11 protein-coding genes are annotated in these 17,196 nt (G+C 68.3%); 3 read left to right on the top strand and 8 right to left on the bottom strand.

Features of this window, described 5'->3' with window-relative positions; translation table 11 throughout:
- Positions 1–2,232 carry a penicillin-binding protein 1A gene (locus H0X90_RS31310; protein ID WP_062910309.1) on the top strand — a complete coding sequence of 744 codons (2,232 nt, stop codon included), beginning with the start codon at positions 1–3 and terminating at the stop codon, positions 2,230–2,232.
- 165 nt (positions 2,233–2,397) lie between these two features.
- On the opposite strand, the gene H0X90_RS31305 is transcribed toward H0X90_RS31310, so the two are convergent.
- From H0X90_RS31305 to H0X90_RS31295, 3 genes are read right to left on the bottom strand one after another with little or no spacing between them, the layout of a single operon-like run.
- A complete protein-coding gene (locus H0X90_RS31305; protein WP_226245377.1) occupies positions 2,398–3,000 on the bottom strand; it encodes a hypothetical protein in 603 nt (200 codons plus the stop codon).
- A complete protein-coding gene (gene add, locus H0X90_RS31300; RefSeq protein ID WP_034203282.1) occupies positions 2,969–4,069 on the bottom strand; it encodes an adenosine deaminase in 1,101 nt (366 codons plus the stop codon). The genes H0X90_RS31305 and add overlap by 32 nt, the downstream gene beginning before the upstream one ends.
- 44 nt (positions 4,070–4,113) lie before the next feature.
- The gene (locus H0X90_RS31295) at positions 4,114–5,463 is read right to left on the bottom strand and encodes an NCS2 family permease (RefSeq protein ID WP_006495137.1); all 1,350 of its coding nucleotides are present in this window, start codon (positions 5,461–5,463) and stop codon (positions 4,114–4,116) included.
- 94 nt (positions 5,464–5,557) lie between these two features.
- Between H0X90_RS31295 and H0X90_RS31290 the strand changes: the two genes are divergently transcribed.
- The gene (locus H0X90_RS31290; RefSeq protein ID WP_077190177.1) at positions 5,558–6,466 is read left to right on the top strand and encodes a LysR family transcriptional regulator; all 909 of its coding nucleotides are present in this window, start codon (positions 5,558–5,560) and stop codon (positions 6,464–6,466) included.
- Positions 6,467–6,505: 39 nt separating this feature from the next.
- Here the strand turns inward: H0X90_RS31290 and H0X90_RS31285 are convergent, their stop codons facing one another.
- The 4 genes from H0X90_RS31285 to H0X90_RS31270 all read right to left on the bottom strand — a co-directional run bounded on the left by H0X90_RS31285 (position 6,506) and on the right by H0X90_RS31270 (position 11,963).
- On the bottom strand, positions 6,506–7,558 hold the full coding sequence (locus H0X90_RS31285) for a nucleoside hydrolase (protein WP_077190178.1): 1,053 nt from the start codon (positions 7,556–7,558) through the stop codon (positions 6,506–6,508).
- A 9-nt stretch (positions 7,559–7,567) separates the two neighbouring features.
- On the bottom strand, positions 7,568–8,680 hold the full coding sequence (locus H0X90_RS31280; RefSeq protein WP_006491111.1) for a porin: 1,113 nt from the start codon (positions 8,678–8,680) through the stop codon (positions 7,568–7,570).
- Positions 8,681–8,841: 161 nt separating this feature from the next.
- Positions 8,842–10,149, bottom strand: coding sequence for a hypothetical protein (locus H0X90_RS31275; protein ID WP_077190179.1), 1,308 nt, complete (start codon positions 10,147–10,149; stop codon positions 8,842–8,844).
- Between the two features lie 395 nt (positions 10,150–10,544).
- The gene (locus tag H0X90_RS31270; protein WP_006495132.1) at positions 10,545–11,963 is read right to left on the bottom strand and encodes an MFS transporter; all 1,419 of its coding nucleotides are present in this window, start codon (positions 11,961–11,963) and stop codon (positions 10,545–10,547) included.
- A 448-nt stretch (positions 11,964–12,411) separates the two neighbouring features.
- Between H0X90_RS31270 and H0X90_RS31265 the strand changes: the two genes are divergently transcribed.
- Positions 12,412–14,874 (top strand): DUF3772 domain-containing protein, encoded by a 2,463-nt coding sequence (locus H0X90_RS31265; protein WP_006491122.1) that lies wholly within the window; start codon positions 12,412–12,414, stop codon positions 14,872–14,874.
- Between the two features lie 138 nt (positions 14,875–15,012).
- Here H0X90_RS31265 and H0X90_RS31260 read toward each other — a convergent pair whose 3' ends face one another.
- Positions 15,013–16,524 (bottom strand): aldehyde dehydrogenase family protein, encoded by a 1,512-nt coding sequence (locus H0X90_RS31260; RefSeq protein ID WP_012493562.1) that lies wholly within the window; start codon positions 16,522–16,524, stop codon positions 15,013–15,015.
- Positions 16,525–17,196 lie beyond the last annotated feature (672 nt).

Genomic DNA, 17,196 nt, shown 5'->3' with positions numbered 1-17,196 from the left:
TTGAATCGCTTCGTGCCGTTGCTCCGAGACGCGTGGCTCCGTTGCCGCGCCCGTGTCGCGCCATTCGCCGCCGCCTGCCGCACGCGCCTCGGTGCGCTGGGCGCCGGCGCGCTGCATCGCCTGCGCCATCCGACCCGGCGCGGCGTGGCGCTGACGTTCGCCGCGATCCCGGTGCTGGGCCTGCTGGTCCTGCTCGCGTTCGTTCCGTTCACGCCGAGCATCGGCGACATCCGCAAGGCGCGCATCGACCGCCCCGCGCGCGTGCTGTCGGCCGACGGCCAGCTGATCGCCGAGTTCCGGCCCGTGAACCGCGAATGGGTGCCGCTCAGGCAGATCTCGCCGCACATGGTCGACGCGCTGATCGCGACCGAGGATCACCGCTTCTATTCACATCACGGCATCGACTTGCGCCGCACGCTCGCGGCCGGCCTGCATACGTTCTCGGGCAGCCGCCAGGGCGGCTCGACGATCACGCAACAGCTCGCGCGCAACCTGTATCCGGACGAAATCGGCCGCGCGCCGACGCTCACGCGCAAGGTGAAGGAGCTGATCACCGCGTTCAAGATCGAAGCGGTGTACAGCAAGGACGAGATCCTCGAAACCTATCTGAATACCGTGCCGTTCCTGTACAACGCGTACGGCGTCGAAATGGCCGCACGCACCTACTTCGGCAAGTCGGCGAATCAGCTCGACATCGCGGAGAGCGCGACGCTCGTCGGGATGCTGAAGGGCAACAGCTATTACAACCCGGTGCTGAACCCGGAACGCGCGGTCCAGCGGCGCAACATCGTGCTCGGCCGGATGGCGCAGATGGGCATGCTGTCGCCGCGGCAGCTCGCGAAGCTGCAGCGCCAGCCGCTGCGCGTCGATTTCGAACCGCAGACGGCGCAGCCGGGCCTCGCGCCGCATTTCGCGGTGCAACTGCGCAAGTGGCTGATCGCGTGGGCCGACCGCAACAACTACGATCTCTACGCGGACGGCCTCGTCGTGCGCACGACGCTCGATGCGCGGCTGCAGGACATGGCCACGCAGGCGCTGACGCGGCAGACCGAACGGCTGCAGGCGATCGCCGACGGCGCCTGGCGCGGGCCGTCCGGCTGCGGGCTGCGCAACGACCTGTTCCGCGGCTTCATGCGCCAGACGCCCGAGTATCGCCAGGCGCGCGACACGGGGCTCGCCGACGTGGTTGCGCTGAAGCAGCTCGGCGCGAATCGCGAATTCATGCGGGCGCTGTGCGAGCGCAAGACGCAGGTGCAAGCCGGCTTCGTCGCGATCGATCCGCGCAACGGCGCGATCCGCGCGTGGGTCGGCAGCCCCGATTTCGGCAGCGCGCCGTTCGATCACGTCGCGCAGGCGCGGCGCCAGCCGGGTTCGACGTTCAAGCCGTTCGTCTATGGCGCCGCGTTCGCGGACGGGATGCGGCCGGGCGACACGTTCGTCGACCGCCCCGTCGCGATCCCGATCGACGGCCGCGCCGTGTGGCGGCCGACCGATGCGGAACCACCGACCGGCGAGCCGATGACCCTGCGCGACGGGCTGGCGCTGTCGCGCAACCGCATCACCGCGCAGGTCATGCAGCGCGAAGGCGCCGCGAAGGTCGCGCAGCTCGCCCGTGCGATGGGGGTGCGCGACAGCCCGCTCGACGCGGTGCCGTCACTCGCGCTCGGCACGAGCCCGGTCACGCTGAAAGAGATGGTGTCCGCGTACGGCACGATCGCGAACCGCGGCGTGTACGTCGCACCGCGGACGATCACGCGCATCGAGGATCGCGACGGCAAGGTGCTCGCCGCGTTCGGCAGCGCGCCGCCGGAGCGCGCGTTGCCGGAGGCCGCCGCGCAGACGCTCGTCGACGCGATGCGCGGCGTCGTCGATTACGGGACCGGCGCGGACATCCGCTCGCGCTACGGGATTCGCATCGACGTCGCGGGCAAGACCGGCACGACGCAGGACAACACCGACGGCTGGTTCATCCTGATGCATCCGCAACTCGTGGCCGGCGCGTGGGTCGGCTTCGACGACGGCAGCGTGACGCTGCGCAGCGACTACTGGGGCGCGGGCGCGCACAGCGCGCTGCCGATCGTCGGGTCGTTCTACGATGCGGCGTTGCGCGCGCAGGCGATCGATCCGCACGTGCAGTTCTCGCCCGACTTCCGGCCGCGCAGCGCACCGGCGCCGAGGCGGCGCGCGCAGCCGCATTCGGGCCTGTTCGACTGGTTGAGGTTCTTTCGCTGATCGGGGTGGCTGCACGCCGGGCTACCGAGGCGTCGTCATCACGTGCCCGTCCGCGTACAGCCACACGGGCACGCCGTCGCGATCGTCGTCGAACAGCGCAGCGTCGCCGAGCCGCGTGTAATGCGGCGGGTGCAGCACGGTGCCGTCCGCGCGCGGCAACGGCCTTCACGGCGCCGACGGCGAAGCGCCGCTGCGCGCGACCCGATACAGCTCGATGCCGTCGACCTGGAAGCCTTGCGTCATCAGCAGCAGGACGCCGGTGGTCGAACGCTTCGTCGTGAAGCCGTTGCCCGTGATGGACGTGACCTGGTACGGTGTCCCGATCGGCATCCTGATGATCTGGCCGCCCGGCACCTCCAGCACGCATGCGTCGGCAGGCGGCTTCTCCGGACCGTCCATATCGAGTTCAGCCACGTGCACCGGCGCCGTATCGACGCTCCAGCGACCGGCTTCACGCGCGCGCAGCACGATGTCGCTCCCCACCTTCTCGACCCGCATCGTCGCGGGCTTGCCGGCGGCCGGCGCGTAATCGCCGAGTAACGCATCGCAGGCGGTGCCGGCTCGCGCGGACAGCGAGACGAACAACATCAGACAGAAAGCGGGAATACGCACGGTGGAGCCTCTCAGGTTCGAATTGCTATTGGAATGCCGGCGCGGGCGCGCACGGCGGCGGCGCCACGACAGGGTGCTGCCGGACGCCAATATAGCGAACACAAGCGGCGTGTGCCAGTCTGGCTCAGCCCGCCGCGAGCGTTGCAGCGAGCGCATCGAACTCCGGCGCCCACGCGGCACGCCACGCCGCCTTCGTCGCGTCGTCGACCCACGCGCCGTCGATCCCGTTCAGCATGAACTGCTTCAGGTCGGCGACGGTAAAGCCGAAATGACTGAACATCAGTTCCCACGCCTCGGCCGGATTGACCTTGTGCAACGTCGGATCGTCGGTATTCGGATGAATCTTCAACCCGAGGCCCGGCATCTTGCGCATCGGATGCAGCTCGGCCCATTGCTCCGGCGGCAGCGTGCGCAGGTAGTACGAATTCGTCGGCACGACGGTAAACACGATCCCGCGCTCCGCGTAGCGCGCGCACAGCTCGGGGTTGTCGACGACCGTATAGCCGTGATCGACGCGGTCGACCTGCAACAGATCGACGGCCGTCTCGACGTTGCGCCACGGCATCCCGAACTCGCCCGCATGCGCGGTCGTGCGAAAGCCGGCCGCGCGTGCATTGCGGTACGCCTTCCAGAACAGTTCGGGCGGCCGGTCGTTCTCGCGATAGTCGATGCCGAGCCCCGCGACTTCGTCCGCCCGATTCGCCTTCATCCACTCGACGATCTCAACCGCTTCGTCGGGGTCCTGCTCGCGATCGATGCTCGGAATCAGGCGCGCGCCGATCCCGAAATCGCGCGCGGCATCGCGGATCGCCGTCACGATCGCGGCCTGCGCGTCCGCATACGCGATGCCCGACACGCGCACCGTTCCCGTCGGATTCCAGAAGAATTCCGCATGCCGCACGTTGTGCGCGGCCGCGTCTTCCAGATACTCGTATGCGATTCGGCGCAGGTCGTCGGGTTGCGTCAGCAGATACTTGTCGAGCGCACGCAGCACGTGCAGCACGCCGACCGGCTTCTCGCCGCGCGCGTAGAACGCGTCGATCTCCGTCCGCTCGATCGGTGCGCCGCTGCGTTCGGCCAGCGCGACGAACGTGTCGTGCCGCACCGCGCCGAGCAGATGGCAGTGCAGCTCGACCTTCGGCAGCGCGTGGAAGAAGGCCCGATGGGCCGGCGTGATGTCGATGCCCGTGCGCGCGGCCGGGACGTTGCCTGGTGTTCCCTTCATCTCAGTCTCTTTTTCGGTAGTGCGATGCGTGGCGAAGCCGTCTCTCAGTGCGGCTTCACGACGGTCCAGAAGTAATAGCCGAGCGGAATCGCGAGCACGACGAGCCCCCACGACACGTCGCGCCAGCGGCCGGCCAGCAGCTTGACGAGCACGTAGCACAGCAGCCCGCCGGCAATGCCGGTGCCGAAGCTGTTCGACATCAGCGTGAGCAGCACCATCGACATCACGGGCAGCGCATCGGTGAAGTCGTCGAAATGCGTATGGCGGATCGTCGCGAACATCGACAGCCCGATCAGGATCAGCGCCGGCGCGGTCGCCTCCTTCGGGATCGCGAGCGCGACCGGCACGAACAGCAGCATCGCGGCGAACAGCACGGCGGCAGCCAGCGACGACAACCCGCTGCGGCCGCCGGCTTCGACGCCCGCCGCCGATTCGATCAGCGCGGTCAGCGCCGGAATGCCGAACACGGGCCCGAGCGTCGCGGCGAGCGAATCGACGAGGAACGGCCGGTTGATGTCCGGCAGGTTGCCCTGTTCGTCGAGCAGGTTCGCCTTCGCGCCGACCGCGAGCGCGGTGCCGAGCGTCGAGAAGAATTCCGCCGCGAAGAACGCGAACAGGTACGGCGCGGCGGCCAGGCTCAACGCGCTGCCGATATCGAGCTTGAACGCGATCGGCGCGATGCTGTGCGGCAGCGACACGAACGACGCCGGCAGGTGCGTGACGCCGAGCGGCACGCCGGCCGCGGCCGCGACGAGGATCGCGATCAGGATCGCGCCGGGCACCTTGCGCGCCTGCAGCACGATCGCCACCGCGAGGCCGATCAGCGCGACCAGCGTGCCCGGCCGCGAGAAGTCGCCGAGCGCGAACGCGTTGGTCTTCGCGTTCGCGACGACCATCCCCGCATTGCGCAGCCCGAGCATCGTGACGAACAGCCCGATCGACGCGCCGAGCCCGAGCTTGATCTGCACCGGAATCAGCCGCACCACGACGCCGCGCGCGCCGAGGATCGTCAGCAGGAAGAACAGCACGCCCGACACGCACGCGATGCCGAGGCCCGTCTGCCAGCCGACGTGCTCGGTCGTCGCGAGCGTCACGCCGATGATCACCGAGCCGCCGATACCGGGGCCGACGAGGAACGGCAGGTTCGCGTAGAGCCCCATCAGCGTGGTGAACAGCACGAACACGACGATCGTCGCGGTGGTCGCCGCGCCGCGCTCCATTCCGCCCGTCGCGAGCAGCGACGGGATCACGACGAGCAGGTACGCGGCCGCGAGGAACGACGTGACGCCCGCGATCGTCTCGGTGCGCACGCTCGTGCCGCGCGCGGCGAGCGCAAAGCGGCGTTCGAGCCAGTTGGCCGGCGCACGTGCCGGCATCGTGTCAGTCGCTGACATGGTGGTTCTCCTGTGATTCCGATTATTGTCCTGTGTCGGTTCGTGCGGCGCGGTCTTATACTGCCGCGTACCGCTTCCCGACCGTCATTGCCCGATGCCCGACCGCTCGTCGCTGCTGCCCGCGCTCACGCTGCGGCAAGTCCAGCACTTCGTAGTCCTTGCGCACGCACGCAGCTTCACGCAGGCCGCGCAGGCGCTGTCGCTCACGCAGCCCGCGCTCACCGCGTCGATCCGCCAGATCGAATTCCTGCTCGGCGGCCGCCTGTTCGCCCGCACCGCGCATCGCCTCACGCTCACCACCGCGGGCGAAGCCGTGCTGCCGCTCGCCGAACGCCTGCTCAACCAGGCGCGCGGCACCTTCGACGACATGACGCGGCTCATCGGCGAACGCATCCAGACCGTGCGCATCGCGTTCATTCCGTCGGTCGCGGGCCGCCTGCTGCCCGCGCTCAACGCACTGCGCGGCACGCACCCGACGCTGCGCTTCACGCTGACCGATTTGCCGAACAGCGCGCTCGTCGAAGCGGTGCGCGACGGCGTCGCGGATCTCGGCATCGGCGTGCGCGAACCCGATAGCGACGACGGCACGCTGCGCTACCAGCAACTGTTCGAGGACGAGATCGTGATCGTCGTGCGGCACGACGATCCGCTCGCCCGCGCGAAGAGCGTCACGTGGGCGAAGCTCGTCGATCGCGAACTCGCGGTGTTCGTGCGCGGCAGCGTCAGCGAATCGCTGCATCGCACCGGCGGCGCCGGGAAGCTGCGCCTGAACGTCACGTACCGGATGGAATACACCGAGCCGCTCTACGCGCTCGCGCGCAACGGTCTCGCGACCGCCGTGCTGCCGAGCCTCTACACGATGCATCTGCACGATCCCGAACTCGTCGCGCTGCGTGTCGACAAACCGCGCGTCACACGTGCGATCTCGCTGATCTCGCTCGCCGCCGACGATCGCGGCCCGCACGTGCGCGCGTGCCGCGAGTGGATTGCGAAGCACATTTGATGCCGCGTCCGCCGTGCTTGCCGCATTTGCCGCGCGCGTTCAGGGCAGCTTCGCGATGCGCTCGACGAGCGTCGCGTAGAAGCGGTCCGCGTCGACCTCGTTGATCCACGTCGCGTTCGCCGCACGGCCGCTGCGCCCGTTCCAGTCGACGATCGTCTCGCCGAGCGTCCACTGCCCGGCCGTCTCGACCACCACGTTCACCTTGCGTCCGCCGAACAGCGTCGGGTCGACGAGATAGCCGACGGCCGTCGGGTCGTACATCGGCGCGTCGTCGATCCCGCGCCGCTTCTTGTTGTAGGCCAGTTCCGCTTCCATGATGTCCGCGACGATCGCGCCGCAGCGGTTGCCGAGCGCGCGGAACGGCGCGACCCGCGCCGGCGTGATCGGCGCCTTCACCGCGACGTCGCGCGGCAGCACGACGATCGGCACGCCGCTGCCGAACACGACGTCGGCCGCCTGCGGATCGACGTAGATGTTGAACTCGGCGGCCGGCGTGATGTTGCCGCGCTCGAAGAACGCGCCGCCCATCAGCACGATGTCGCGCAGCGCGGCGCGAACCTGCGGCGCCTCGACCAGCACGGTCGCGATGTTGGTCAGCGGGCCGAGCGCGCACAGCGTCACGCTGTTCGGCGCCGCGCGGCTCAGCGTATCGACGAGGTACGACACCGCGTGACCGGCGGCGAGCGGCGCGCGCGGCGCGTGCAGTTCGACGCCTTCGAGCCCCGTCTTGCCATGCACGTTCGCGGCCGTCACGAGGTCGCGCACGAGCGGGCGCGGGCAGCCCGCGTACACCGGCAGCGTCTTCGTGCGGCCGGCCCAGTCGCGGATGATCCGCGCATTGCGTTCGGTGAGGTCGAGCGGCACGTTGCCCGCCACGGCCGTCAGCGCGCGCACGTCGAGCCGGTCCTGCGCGCCGAGCGCGAACAGGATCGCGATGGCGTCGTCCTGCCCCGGATCGGTATCGATGATCACCGTGCGGCGCGCGGCGTCGCCGCCGGCCGCGAACGCGCCCGTTTCGGGCAGCAGCGCGGTGCCGGCCAGCGCGGCCGACAGTTTCAGGAAGGTGCGGCGGGATGCGATCGGATGGGTCATGGTCGGTGCTCAGAAGACATGCCGGACGCCGAGCGTCGCCATCATCTGGCGCGTGCCGGTCGAACGCGCATACGCGAAGATCTGCGCATGATCCGCGTCGCCGGCCGCCTGCTGCGCGATCACCGTCAGCGCGACGTCGGTGCGTTTGGACAGGAAGTAATCGGCCTGCAGGTTCACCTGATGCCATTTCGGACGCTTGTCGATCACGTCGTACTTGCCGTTCGTGAATGCATACGCCGCGCCGAGAAAGAGCTGCGGCGTCATCGTGTAGACGACGTTCACGCCCAGGTTCTGCAGGTGCAGATGCGAATTGTCGAGGTAATCGTAGCGCACGTCGGTGAACATCGCGGCGAACTGCGCGCGGCCGATCGTGTAGAAGCCGCCCGTGCCCGCGATCCGCTGCCGGCTCGCATACGCGGCCGGCGTCATCGCGCTCTTGCTGAAGATCAGCAGCGGCGACGCGTAGTCGTTCGCGATCGCGCCGTCCTGGTTCGTCGCGCTGTAAGGATGGTTGTACTGCGCATAGACCGCGCTCCAGCGCAGCGGGCCACGCTCATAGCCGAGCCCGAAGCTGTACGCGCTGTTGTTCGCGAAACCGGTCGCATTGCTGAAGCCGTACAGCGCGGTGAACTTCAGCCCGTAGTAGACGGGGCTCACGTACTTCACCGAGTGCTGCACGCGGATGTCGTTGTAACCGTTGTCGTTGTCGCCGATGTTCACGCCGTTGCTCGCGATGATCACGGGCCCGATGTAGTCGTGGATCGCGTCGTACTGGCGACCGAACGTCAGCGAGCCGTAGGTGCGGTCGGCCAGGCCGACGTACGCCATGCGCCCGAACTCGCGGCCGTTCTGCGCGGCCGTGCCCGTCATCACGTTGAAGCCGTTCTCGAGCTGGAACACCGCGGACAGTCCCTGCCCGAGATCCTCCTTGCCCTTCAGCCCCCAGCGCGGGTTCTGGTTCGTGCCGGACAGCGCCTGCCATGCATTCTTGCCGCCCTGGTTCGTCGCGAACCCGACACCGGCCGAGATCAGACCGTACAGCGTGATGCTGCTTTGCGCACAGGCATGGGTCGCGAAGGCGCCGAGCATCGCGAGCGGAGCGAGCTTGTAGAGAGTTTTCATGCGGGTCGTGTGGTCGGTGGTGGTCCAGGCGCGGCAGGGTTCCGCGAAACTGGACTCGACTATACGAACCCGGATCGGATAATAAAAGTTTGCTTTCCTTATATCTCAATAAAACGGATTTATTCTCATCCTCGCACCGCCCGCGCCCGGCGAAGCGGCGCTCAGTCCGCCGTATCGCCGCCTTTCGGCAGCTTCGACCATGCGCCGCGCCCCGGCAGCGGCGACCACGCAGGGCGAGTCTTGCGGGCGCTGTCGATCACGACCAGGTAGCGGCCCGCGATCGGCGTGATGTCGCGATCGCGACGCAGCACCCACAGCGACTTGCCGGCCTCGACGCGGGCCTGATAGTCGTCGTCGAGCAGCCCGTGCCGGTCGAGGAACGTGTTCAGCGACGCGGGAATTCGCACGCAGCCCTTCGAGTGCCGGATACCGAGCAGCGCTTCGAGCCGGTCGGGGTCGGTCGCATGCATCTGGAAACGCATCGGCGACACGCCGCCCTTGCCCCAGCCGCGCTCGCCGTCCACCCAGCCGAAATCGTAGATGCGCATGTCGCGGTGACCGTAGCCGCGAATGCCGTTCTCGTTCGTCGTGCCTTCCGCGCGGAAATCCATCGTGTCGGGCGAGTGATGAAACACGCCGAGCGGCGTCAGGAAATGGTCGTACTGGCCCGGCAACCCGGTGCCGACCGGCGATGCGCCGATCATCAGCCACGCATTGGCCGGTGTCGCGCGGAAGTAGATGAACAGCGCCTGCACGTTCGGCGCGCGGTCCACCATCGCGACGTATTCGCCGGCGAGATCGCCGAGATCCGCATCGGCGAGCGCTTTCTGGAGCCGCTCGCCGTACGCGTGCTGCTCGCTCGCGGGCACGTTCAGGCGGCGCGTGACTTCCTGCATGAAACGCTTGCGCATGTCGAGCGCGCGTGTCGTCGCGTTTTGCGCCCCCTCGGCCGACAGCGGCGGATGCCGACGCGGCGGCGTGGGCGGAGGCGGTTCGGCCTCGCTCGCGGGCGTGCCGGATGCGGCCGATGCGGGTGCGGCGGCCGATGCTGCCGATGCCGCGGAAGCGGCCGACGCACCGGATGCCGCGCTTGCAGATTCCGCGCGATTCGCCTGTGACGCGGCGGATGTCGGCGCTGCGGCCGATGCGTCCGACGCCGCATGCGCGGACGAAGCCGGATGCGGACGGGAGGCTGCCGAAGCAGGCGACGCGACGGATGAGGATTGCACAGCAGACGACGGAGCGCCGGACGCGGCAAAGGCAGGTCGTTGTGCGACAGCGGAAATCGACACCGCGGCAGCAAGCCACACGGATGCGGCGACTGCGCGGTTGAGGCAACGCGGCTGCGCGAAGCGCCGCGTCAAGTGGGCAAGAATCATATGTTCGAAGCCATCGGCCGATCCGGCCGCCGCATGGTGCTGCTGCGAGCGGCGCATCTTCCGCGCAAGCCATCGACACGCCCGGCACATCGCGTGCGCCCGGCGCCGACGCCTCTTCACGGCGGAGCCATTCGCTGATGCAACGCGGGCACTCCGATGGCGGCTAATGAGTCGTCAGGCCCCCTATTTTACTCGTCCATGCGCGAATCGGCCGCGGCCGGAAGCACGCTTTTACGGGGAATTGCGCTTCGTCACGCTTTGTTTCAACTCGTTGCCGCGTGCGTATTCGTGGCGTGGCACGCTTGCGTGTTCGATGCTTTCGGCACGCGGCCGAGTGCTGGCGCGATGGATCCGGTTCGAGCGCGTCTCCCGGTTGATTCGCACGACAAAGCATTTTGGCGAGGGGCAGGCCCGGAAGCGGAAACCCCGGACCGCATCGCACGCATGCCGCAACGAACCGTGCGACATGCGTGCGCACCCGCCGATCACTTGGAGATGGTTTCGAGCGCGATGCCCTTCGTGCGCGGCCCCATCAGCCCGATCGCGGCCATCACGATCACCATCGCGCCCGCGATGAACGCGAACACGCCGAACGTGCCGAAGCCGCGCAGCACGGCCGCGATCACGAACGACGAGAAGATCGCCGAGAAGCGGCTCCACGAATAGACGAAGCCGACGGCCCGCGCGCGGATCGACGTCGGGAACAGCTCGGCCTGGTACGCGTGGAAGCTGTACGACATGATGTTACTCGCGAGCGTGAGGCCGATGCCGAGCACGATCAGGAACGCGCCCACCGTCGTCTGGCTGAACAGCAGCCCGCAAACGACGATCGCCGCCGCCATCGCGACGATCACCGACTTGCGCTCGAAGCGGTCGGCGATCACGAGGCCGATCAGCGGACCGATCGGCGCGGCGAGTGCGATCACGCTCGAATACATCAGGCTGGACGTGATCGTGATGCCCTGCTTGATCAGCAGCGTCGGCACCCAGTTCGCGAAACCGTAGAAGCCGACCGTCTGGAACACGTTGAAGATCGTCATCATGATCGTGCGGCTGCGATACGGCGGCACCCACATGTCGCGGAAGCTGCCGCGCGGCGGCACGGGTTCGGCGGGCGCGGGCGGCGGCAGCGGTCGCCCGTATTCGGCTTCGACCTTCGCCTCGAGCGCGCGCATGATGCGGTCGGCCTCGTCGACGCGGCCCTGCTGCGCGAGCCAGCGCGGGCTTTCCGGCAGTTCGCGGCGAATCCACCACACGAACAGCGCGCCGTGCGCGCCGATCAGCACGACCCAGCGCCAGCCGTCGAGGCCGAGCGGTGCGTGCGGCACCAGCAGGTAGGCGAGAAACGCGACCACCGGCACCGCGACGAACCCCACCGCCTGCTCGCACGCGAACGCGCGGCCACGGATCTGCTTCGGCACGAGTTCGGAGATGTACGTGCCGATCGTCACCATCTCGACGCCGAGGCCGAGACCGACGACGAAGCGCCAGAAGTTCAGCCCGGCCGCGGTGTCCTGGAACGCCATCACGACATTGGCGGCCGTGTACCACAGCAGCGACCACGTGAAGATCGCGCGGCGACCGAAGCGGTCGGCGAGGAAGCCGCACGCGATCGTGCCGATGAAGAGCCCGGAAAACAGCGCGGCGATGAAGCTCGCGACGCCCGTGGTGCCGAACAGGCCGTGCGTCGTCGCGGACAGGATGCCGCTTTTCACGAGGCCCGGCGCGACGTAGCCGCTGTACAGCAGGTCGTAGAGTTCGAAGAAGAAGCCGAGGCTCAGCAGCACGACCAGCTTCCAGACGCTGCGCGTCGGCGGCAGGCGGTCGAGGCGGGCCGAGATGGCGCCGGGGTCGATGGAAGGGGATTGGGCAGGTGCCTGGGAAAGGCTGTCCGTTGAGGCCATCTTGGGCGCGTCTCCTGATCGTGTCGTGTTGTGCGTTGTCGTCCGGCGGACCGCCGAACCGGCGCCGGGCGAACCGCTGCATTGTACCGGCAGCCCCGTTCGACGCACGGGCAAGCCGGCAGGCCGGACGCAGTGCGGGCACCGAAGCCATTCGATGCCCCGTTTTCGCGCCTGATAATGTGTAACTTGCGTAACCGTATGTCGGGTACCGACTGCGCGTTCGCGTGGCGTTCCGCTACCACCGGCCTCGCGCGCAGGCCGCGCAGGCGGGTGATGACGGGCCTCCCGCGCTGCTTCACCCACGCACGCGCCGCCGGAATCGCCGCGAATCGCAACACGCAATCGGGACAACCACGCGTTCCGCGCCCCGGTAACATGCTAGCGGGCCAACTACCGGCTTCCGGCTGCCTTTCGGCAATCGGCATTGTCGGCAAATCGTAAGCATTCCATGTCCATACAACGACTCTCCACGTACGCCCGCCGGATCGCGCTGATCGCGCTGCTGCAGTTCGCGGCGATCGCGACCGCGTCGGCGTTTCCGGCGGCCGCTTCCGCGCCCGTCGCGAGCGGCGTCGGCGCCACCGCGCCGGCCATCTCGCTGCCCGACGCCGTCGCGCAGCTCAAGCAGATGCAGGCCGAGCTGGACCGCATCAAGCAGCAGACCTCCACCGCATCCAACAGCAAGGAGCTGGATGCGCTCGACGATTCGGCGCAGGAACTGAGCACCGATGTCGCGAAGCTGCAGAGCGATCTCACGCCGCAACGCGCGCAGGTCCAGGCGCAACTCGACGTGCTCGGCCCGCCGCCCGCCGAGGGCGCCGCGCCGGAAACGCCAGCCGTCGCGAAGCAGCGGGCCTCGCTGGACGCGCGCAAGACGCAGATCGACGCCGCGCTGAAGCAGGCCGCCGACCAGAAGACGAGCCTCGCGAACCTGACCGAGCAGTTCGCGAAGCTGCACCGCAGCCTGCTGAAGAACCAGCTCGCGTTCCGTTCGGGCAGCATCTTCAGCGCGCAGTTCTGGCTGCCGCTGTTCCACCTGTCGCCGGACGATCGCCAGCGGCTCCAGGATTTCGACGACGAACTGTTCGACATGCTGCGCTCGTCGTGGGTGCCGGGGCAGCGGGCCATCACCGCGGTGCTGCTGATCGCCGCGTTCGCGGCATGGCTCGGCGGGCGCCGCCTCATCGAGCGCGGGCTCGCCTGGATCGCGCTGAACCGCCTGCCGCCCACCCGCTTGCGCCGCAGTGCGCTGGCGCTGTCGACCGCGCTGTCGACCTTCCTCGCGACGGCCATCGCGATCCAGATCCTCTACCTCGCCGTCGCGCGTCATTACGAGCTCACGCCGTCGCTGACCGATCTGTGGGACCAGTTCGCGAAGCTCGCCGCGACCTGCGCACTGATCGCCGGGCTCGGGCGCGCACTGCTCTGCACGAAACATCCGTCGTGGCGACTGCCCGCGCTCGCCGATCCGGTCGCGCTCGCGATGAAGCCGTTCCCCGCGATCCTGGCTGCGCTGCTGCTGGTGTCGGGCACGCTCGAATCGATCAACCGGATCGTCGACACCAGCCTGTCGGTCACGCTGTTCGGTCGCGGCATCGTGTCGCTCGTCGTCGCGCTGACGGTCGGCGCGTCGCTGTTGCGCGCGAACCGTGCGCGCGCCGCGCTCGCGGCGGCAGGCGAGGCGCCCGAGCAGCGCTCGACGCTCGCGGGCCTGATCCACGCCGGCGTCACGCTCGCGATCGTCGCGTCGTTGATCGCCCTCCTGATCGGTTACATCACGGTCGCGCGCTTCATCACGTACGAGCTCGTATGGTTCGAGATCGTGCTGTGCGCGACCTACATCCTGATCCAGTTGACGCGCGACGCGAGCGAAAGCCTGTTCTCGTCGAGCCTGTCGACGGGCCAGCAGATCAAGCACCTGTTCGCGCTCGAAGACCGCCACCTCGACCAGGCGCGCACGGTCCTGTCCGGCTTCGGCACGAGCCTGCTGATGCTGATCGCGGCGATCGCGCTGGTGACCGGCGGCTTCGGCACGACGCCGGGCGACCTGCTCGACAGCGCGGTCGCGATGATCGGCAGCCAGCGGCTGCAGAGTCTGAACATCATGCCCGACCGGATCATGAATGCCGTGATCGGCTTCGCGATCGGCTTCTACCTGCTGCGCTCCCTGCGCCGCTGGCTCGACGGCGAGTTCATGCCCGCGCTCGGCATGGACACGGGCATGCGCGTGTCGCTGATCACGCTGTTCACCAACGTTGGCTACGTGCTGCTCGTCCTGATGACGCTCGGGCTGCTCGGCGTCAGATGGAACAATCTCGCGTGGATCGTCAGCGCGTTGTCGGTCGGTATCGGCTTCGGCCTGCAGGAAATCGTGAAGAACTTCGTGTCGGGGCTGATCCTGCTGACCGAGCGCCCGGTGAAGGTGGGCGACATGGTCAGCATCGCGGGCGTCGAAGGCGACATCCGCCGCATCAACGTGCGCGCGACCGAAATCCAGCTGAGCGACCGCTCGACCGTGATCGTGCCGAACTCGCAACTGATCTCGCAGAACGTGCGCAACGTGACGATGGGCAACAGCACGCAGGGCGTCGCGACGCTGGTGCTGACGTTCCCGCTGAACACCGATCCCGAGCAGGTGCGCGACCTGCTGCTCGATGCGTATCGCGCGCATCAGGCGATTCTCGAGAAACCGGCGCCGTCGGTGACGTTCAGCCAGCTCGCGCCGGACGGGATCACGCTGAGCGTGACGGGTTACGTGTCGAGCCCGCGGATCGCGAGTTCGACGAAGAGCGATCTGCTGTTCGAGATCCTCAAGCAGTTGCGCGCGGCGGGGATCACGCTGTCGAGCCCGCAGATGCTGGTCGTGCAGAACATGCCGGCGAACGATGGCGCCACGCGGCACGAATCGTAGGCGAGCCATCGAGCGGGTCCGCTCACGATCGATCGGCGCGGCGCACGCATCGCAATAAACGACCAGGGCCGGTTACCGCTTCCACGGCAACCGGCCCTGTTCATTCGACGTCGAAGCGCCCAAGCCGGGCGCCCGCACTTATACGTCGAACTTCACCCCCTGCGCCAGCGGCAGCTGGCGGCTGTAGTTGATCGTGTTCGTCGCCCGGCGCATATACGCCTTCCATGCATCCGAACCCGACTCGCGGCCGCCGCCCGTTTCCTTCTCGCCGCCGAACGCGCCGCCGATTTCCGCGCCGCTCGTGCCGATGTTCACGTTGACGATCCCGCAATCGCTGCCGGCCGCCGACATGAACTGCTCGGCTTCACGCATGTCGTTCGTGAAGATCGCCGACGACAGGCCTTGCGGGACCGCGTTGTGCACGTCGATCGCGTCGTCGAAGTTGTCGTAGACCATCACGTACAGGATCGGCGCGAACGTCTCGCGCTCGACCACCGCCGATTGCTTCGGCATCCGCACGATGGCCGGACGCACGTAGTACGCATCCGCGTGGCCGACGTCGACGCGCTCGCCGCCCTTCACTTCGCCGCCCTGCTCGCGCGCATCGGCCAGCGCCTTTTGCATCGCGTCGAACGACGCACGATCGACCAGCGGGCCGACCAGCGTGCCTTCCTCGAGCGGATTGCCGACCTTCACCGACGCATAGGCCTTCTCGATGCGCGGCAGCAGTTGCTCGACGAGGCTGCGATGCACGATCAGGCGGCGCAGCGTCGTGCAGCGCTGGCCGGCCGTGCCGACCGCCGCGAACGTGACCGCGCGCACGACGAGGTCGAGATCCGCGCTCGGCGCGACGATCATCCCGTTGTTGCCGCCGAGTTCGAGGATGCCGCGCGCGAGGCGCTGGCTCAGCACCTTCGCGACTTCCTGGCCCATCCGCACGCTGCCCGTCGCGCTGACGACCGGCACCTTCTTCGACGCCGTCAGCACCTCGCCGACATCGCGCATGCCGAGCACCAGTTGACCCAGTTCCGCCGGCGCGACGCCCGGATGCGTCTTCTCGAACTCGCGCAGCGCCTTCTGGAGCAGCACGTGGCACGCGATCGCGGTGAGCGGCGTCTTCTCGGACGGCTTCCACACGACCGAATCGCCGCACACGAACGCGAGCGCCGCATTCCACGCCCACACCGCGACCGGGAAGTTGAACGCCGAAATCACGCCGCACACGCCGATCGGGTGCCACGTTTCCATCATCCGGTGGCCCGGGCGCTCGGACGCGATCGTGAGGCCGTAAAGCTGGCGCGACAGGCCGACCGCGAAATCGCAGATGTCGATCATTTCCTGCACTTCGCCGAGGCCTTCCGACGTGATCTTGCCGGCTTCGAGCGTGACGAGGCGGCCCAGTTCGGCCTTGTGCTCGCGCAGCACGTTGCCGAACACGCGCACGAGTTCGCCGCGCACCGGCGCCGGCACCGTGCGCCACTTGAGGAACGCGTCGTGCGCGGCGTCGATCTTGCGCTCGGCGTCGGCGGGCGTGTCGACGGCCAGCGTCGCGAGCGTCGCGCCGTCGAGCGGCGAACGCGCGGTCAGCGCGTTGCCTTTCCACTGGGCGAGATCGATGTCGAGCGCGGCAAGAATGTCGTTGAATTGCATCACTTCCTCTTCAGGGACAGATTGATCGGTGCGGCGGCAGCGCCGCCCGCGTGATTCGATTGGAGCGCGTTCGAGCGCCTCGTGCAAGCGGATGCGCCGCGCGGCGGGCCGGTGCGCCATCCGGCGCATCGCACTGCGCCGCCGCCGGAAGCCCGGCCGGACGGCGCGCCCCAGCCTCGCGAGGCACGATCCATGAACACATTGTCAATGGCCACAAGTCGGGCCGCTATTGATATTAACTCACGACTTCATTCCCAAAACGCAAGAAGTGCGCTGGCCAGCCGCGGCTGTTTCGATGCCGATATGGGACGTTTCCCAAGCCCGTAACCGGCCGCCCGGACGCATCGCTGCGCGGCCCAAGTTGATGACCATCCCGCATCACCCTGTTCGGAAATATCGTTTGCCGCCGGTGCACCGGGCCCACACAATCGGTGCGACGTCGAGGTGCAACGCACCCGGCGCGCCGCCGGCCGCCACCACGGCAGCCGGACGACCGACGAAGGCGACACGCACCACGGCCCGGCTCAGCGGGCCGGTTTCGCACCGCATCACCGCTGCCCGGCCCGCGAGCCGGCGACGCGTCGCGCTTCGTCACCGAAAAAACAATCCCGGAGACAGCGCCCAGCGCCCGCCATGCATTCAGATGCCCGCCCCGATTCGTCCCGCCCGTCC

Origin of the sequence: Burkholderia sp. 9775_39, from assembly GCF_015712225.1 — a bacterium.
In the GTDB taxonomy this organism is placed as follows: domain Bacteria; phylum Pseudomonadota; class Gammaproteobacteria; order Burkholderiales; family Burkholderiaceae; genus Burkholderia; species Burkholderia cenocepacia.
This window is presented reverse-complemented; position numbering and strand designations above follow the sequence as displayed.

Excerpts from the sequence above, each read along its gene's own strand:
- H0X90_RS31275 (WP_077190179.1), bottom strand. The coding sequence starts at position 10,149 with ATGTGCCGGGCGTGTCGATGGCTTGCGCGGAAGATGCGCCGCTCGCAG.
- H0X90_RS31290 (WP_077190177.1), top strand. The coding sequence starts at position 5,558 with ATGCCCGACCGCTCGTCGCTGCTGCCCGCGCTCACGCTGCGGCAAGTC.
- H0X90_RS31260 (WP_012493562.1), bottom strand. The coding sequence starts at position 16,524 with ATGCAATTCAACGACATTCTTGCCGCGCTCGACATCGATCTCGCCCAG.
- add (WP_034203282.1), bottom strand. The coding sequence starts at position 4,069 with ATGAAGGGAACACCAGGCAACGTCCCGGCCGCGCGCACGGGCATCGAC.
- H0X90_RS31280 (WP_006491111.1), bottom strand. The coding sequence starts at position 8,680 with ATGAAAACTCTCTACAAGCTCGCTCCGCTCGCGATGCTCGGCGCCTTC.
- H0X90_RS31270 (WP_006495132.1), bottom strand. The coding sequence starts at position 11,963 with ATGGCCTCAACGGACAGCCTTTCCCAGGCACCTGCCCAATCCCCTTCC.
- H0X90_RS31265 (WP_006491122.1), top strand. The coding sequence starts at position 12,412 with ATGTCCATACAACGACTCTCCACGTACGCCCGCCGGATCGCGCTGATC.
- H0X90_RS31285 (WP_077190178.1), bottom strand. The coding sequence starts at position 7,558 with ATGACCCATCCGATCGCATCCCGCCGCACCTTCCTGAAACTGTCGGCC.
- H0X90_RS31295 (WP_006495137.1), bottom strand. The coding sequence starts at position 5,463 with ATGTCAGCGACTGACACGATGCCGGCACGTGCGCCGGCCAACTGGCTC.
- H0X90_RS31305 (WP_226245377.1), bottom strand. The coding sequence starts at position 3,000 with ATGCGCTCGCTGCAACGCTCGCGGCGGGCTGAGCCAGACTGGCACACG.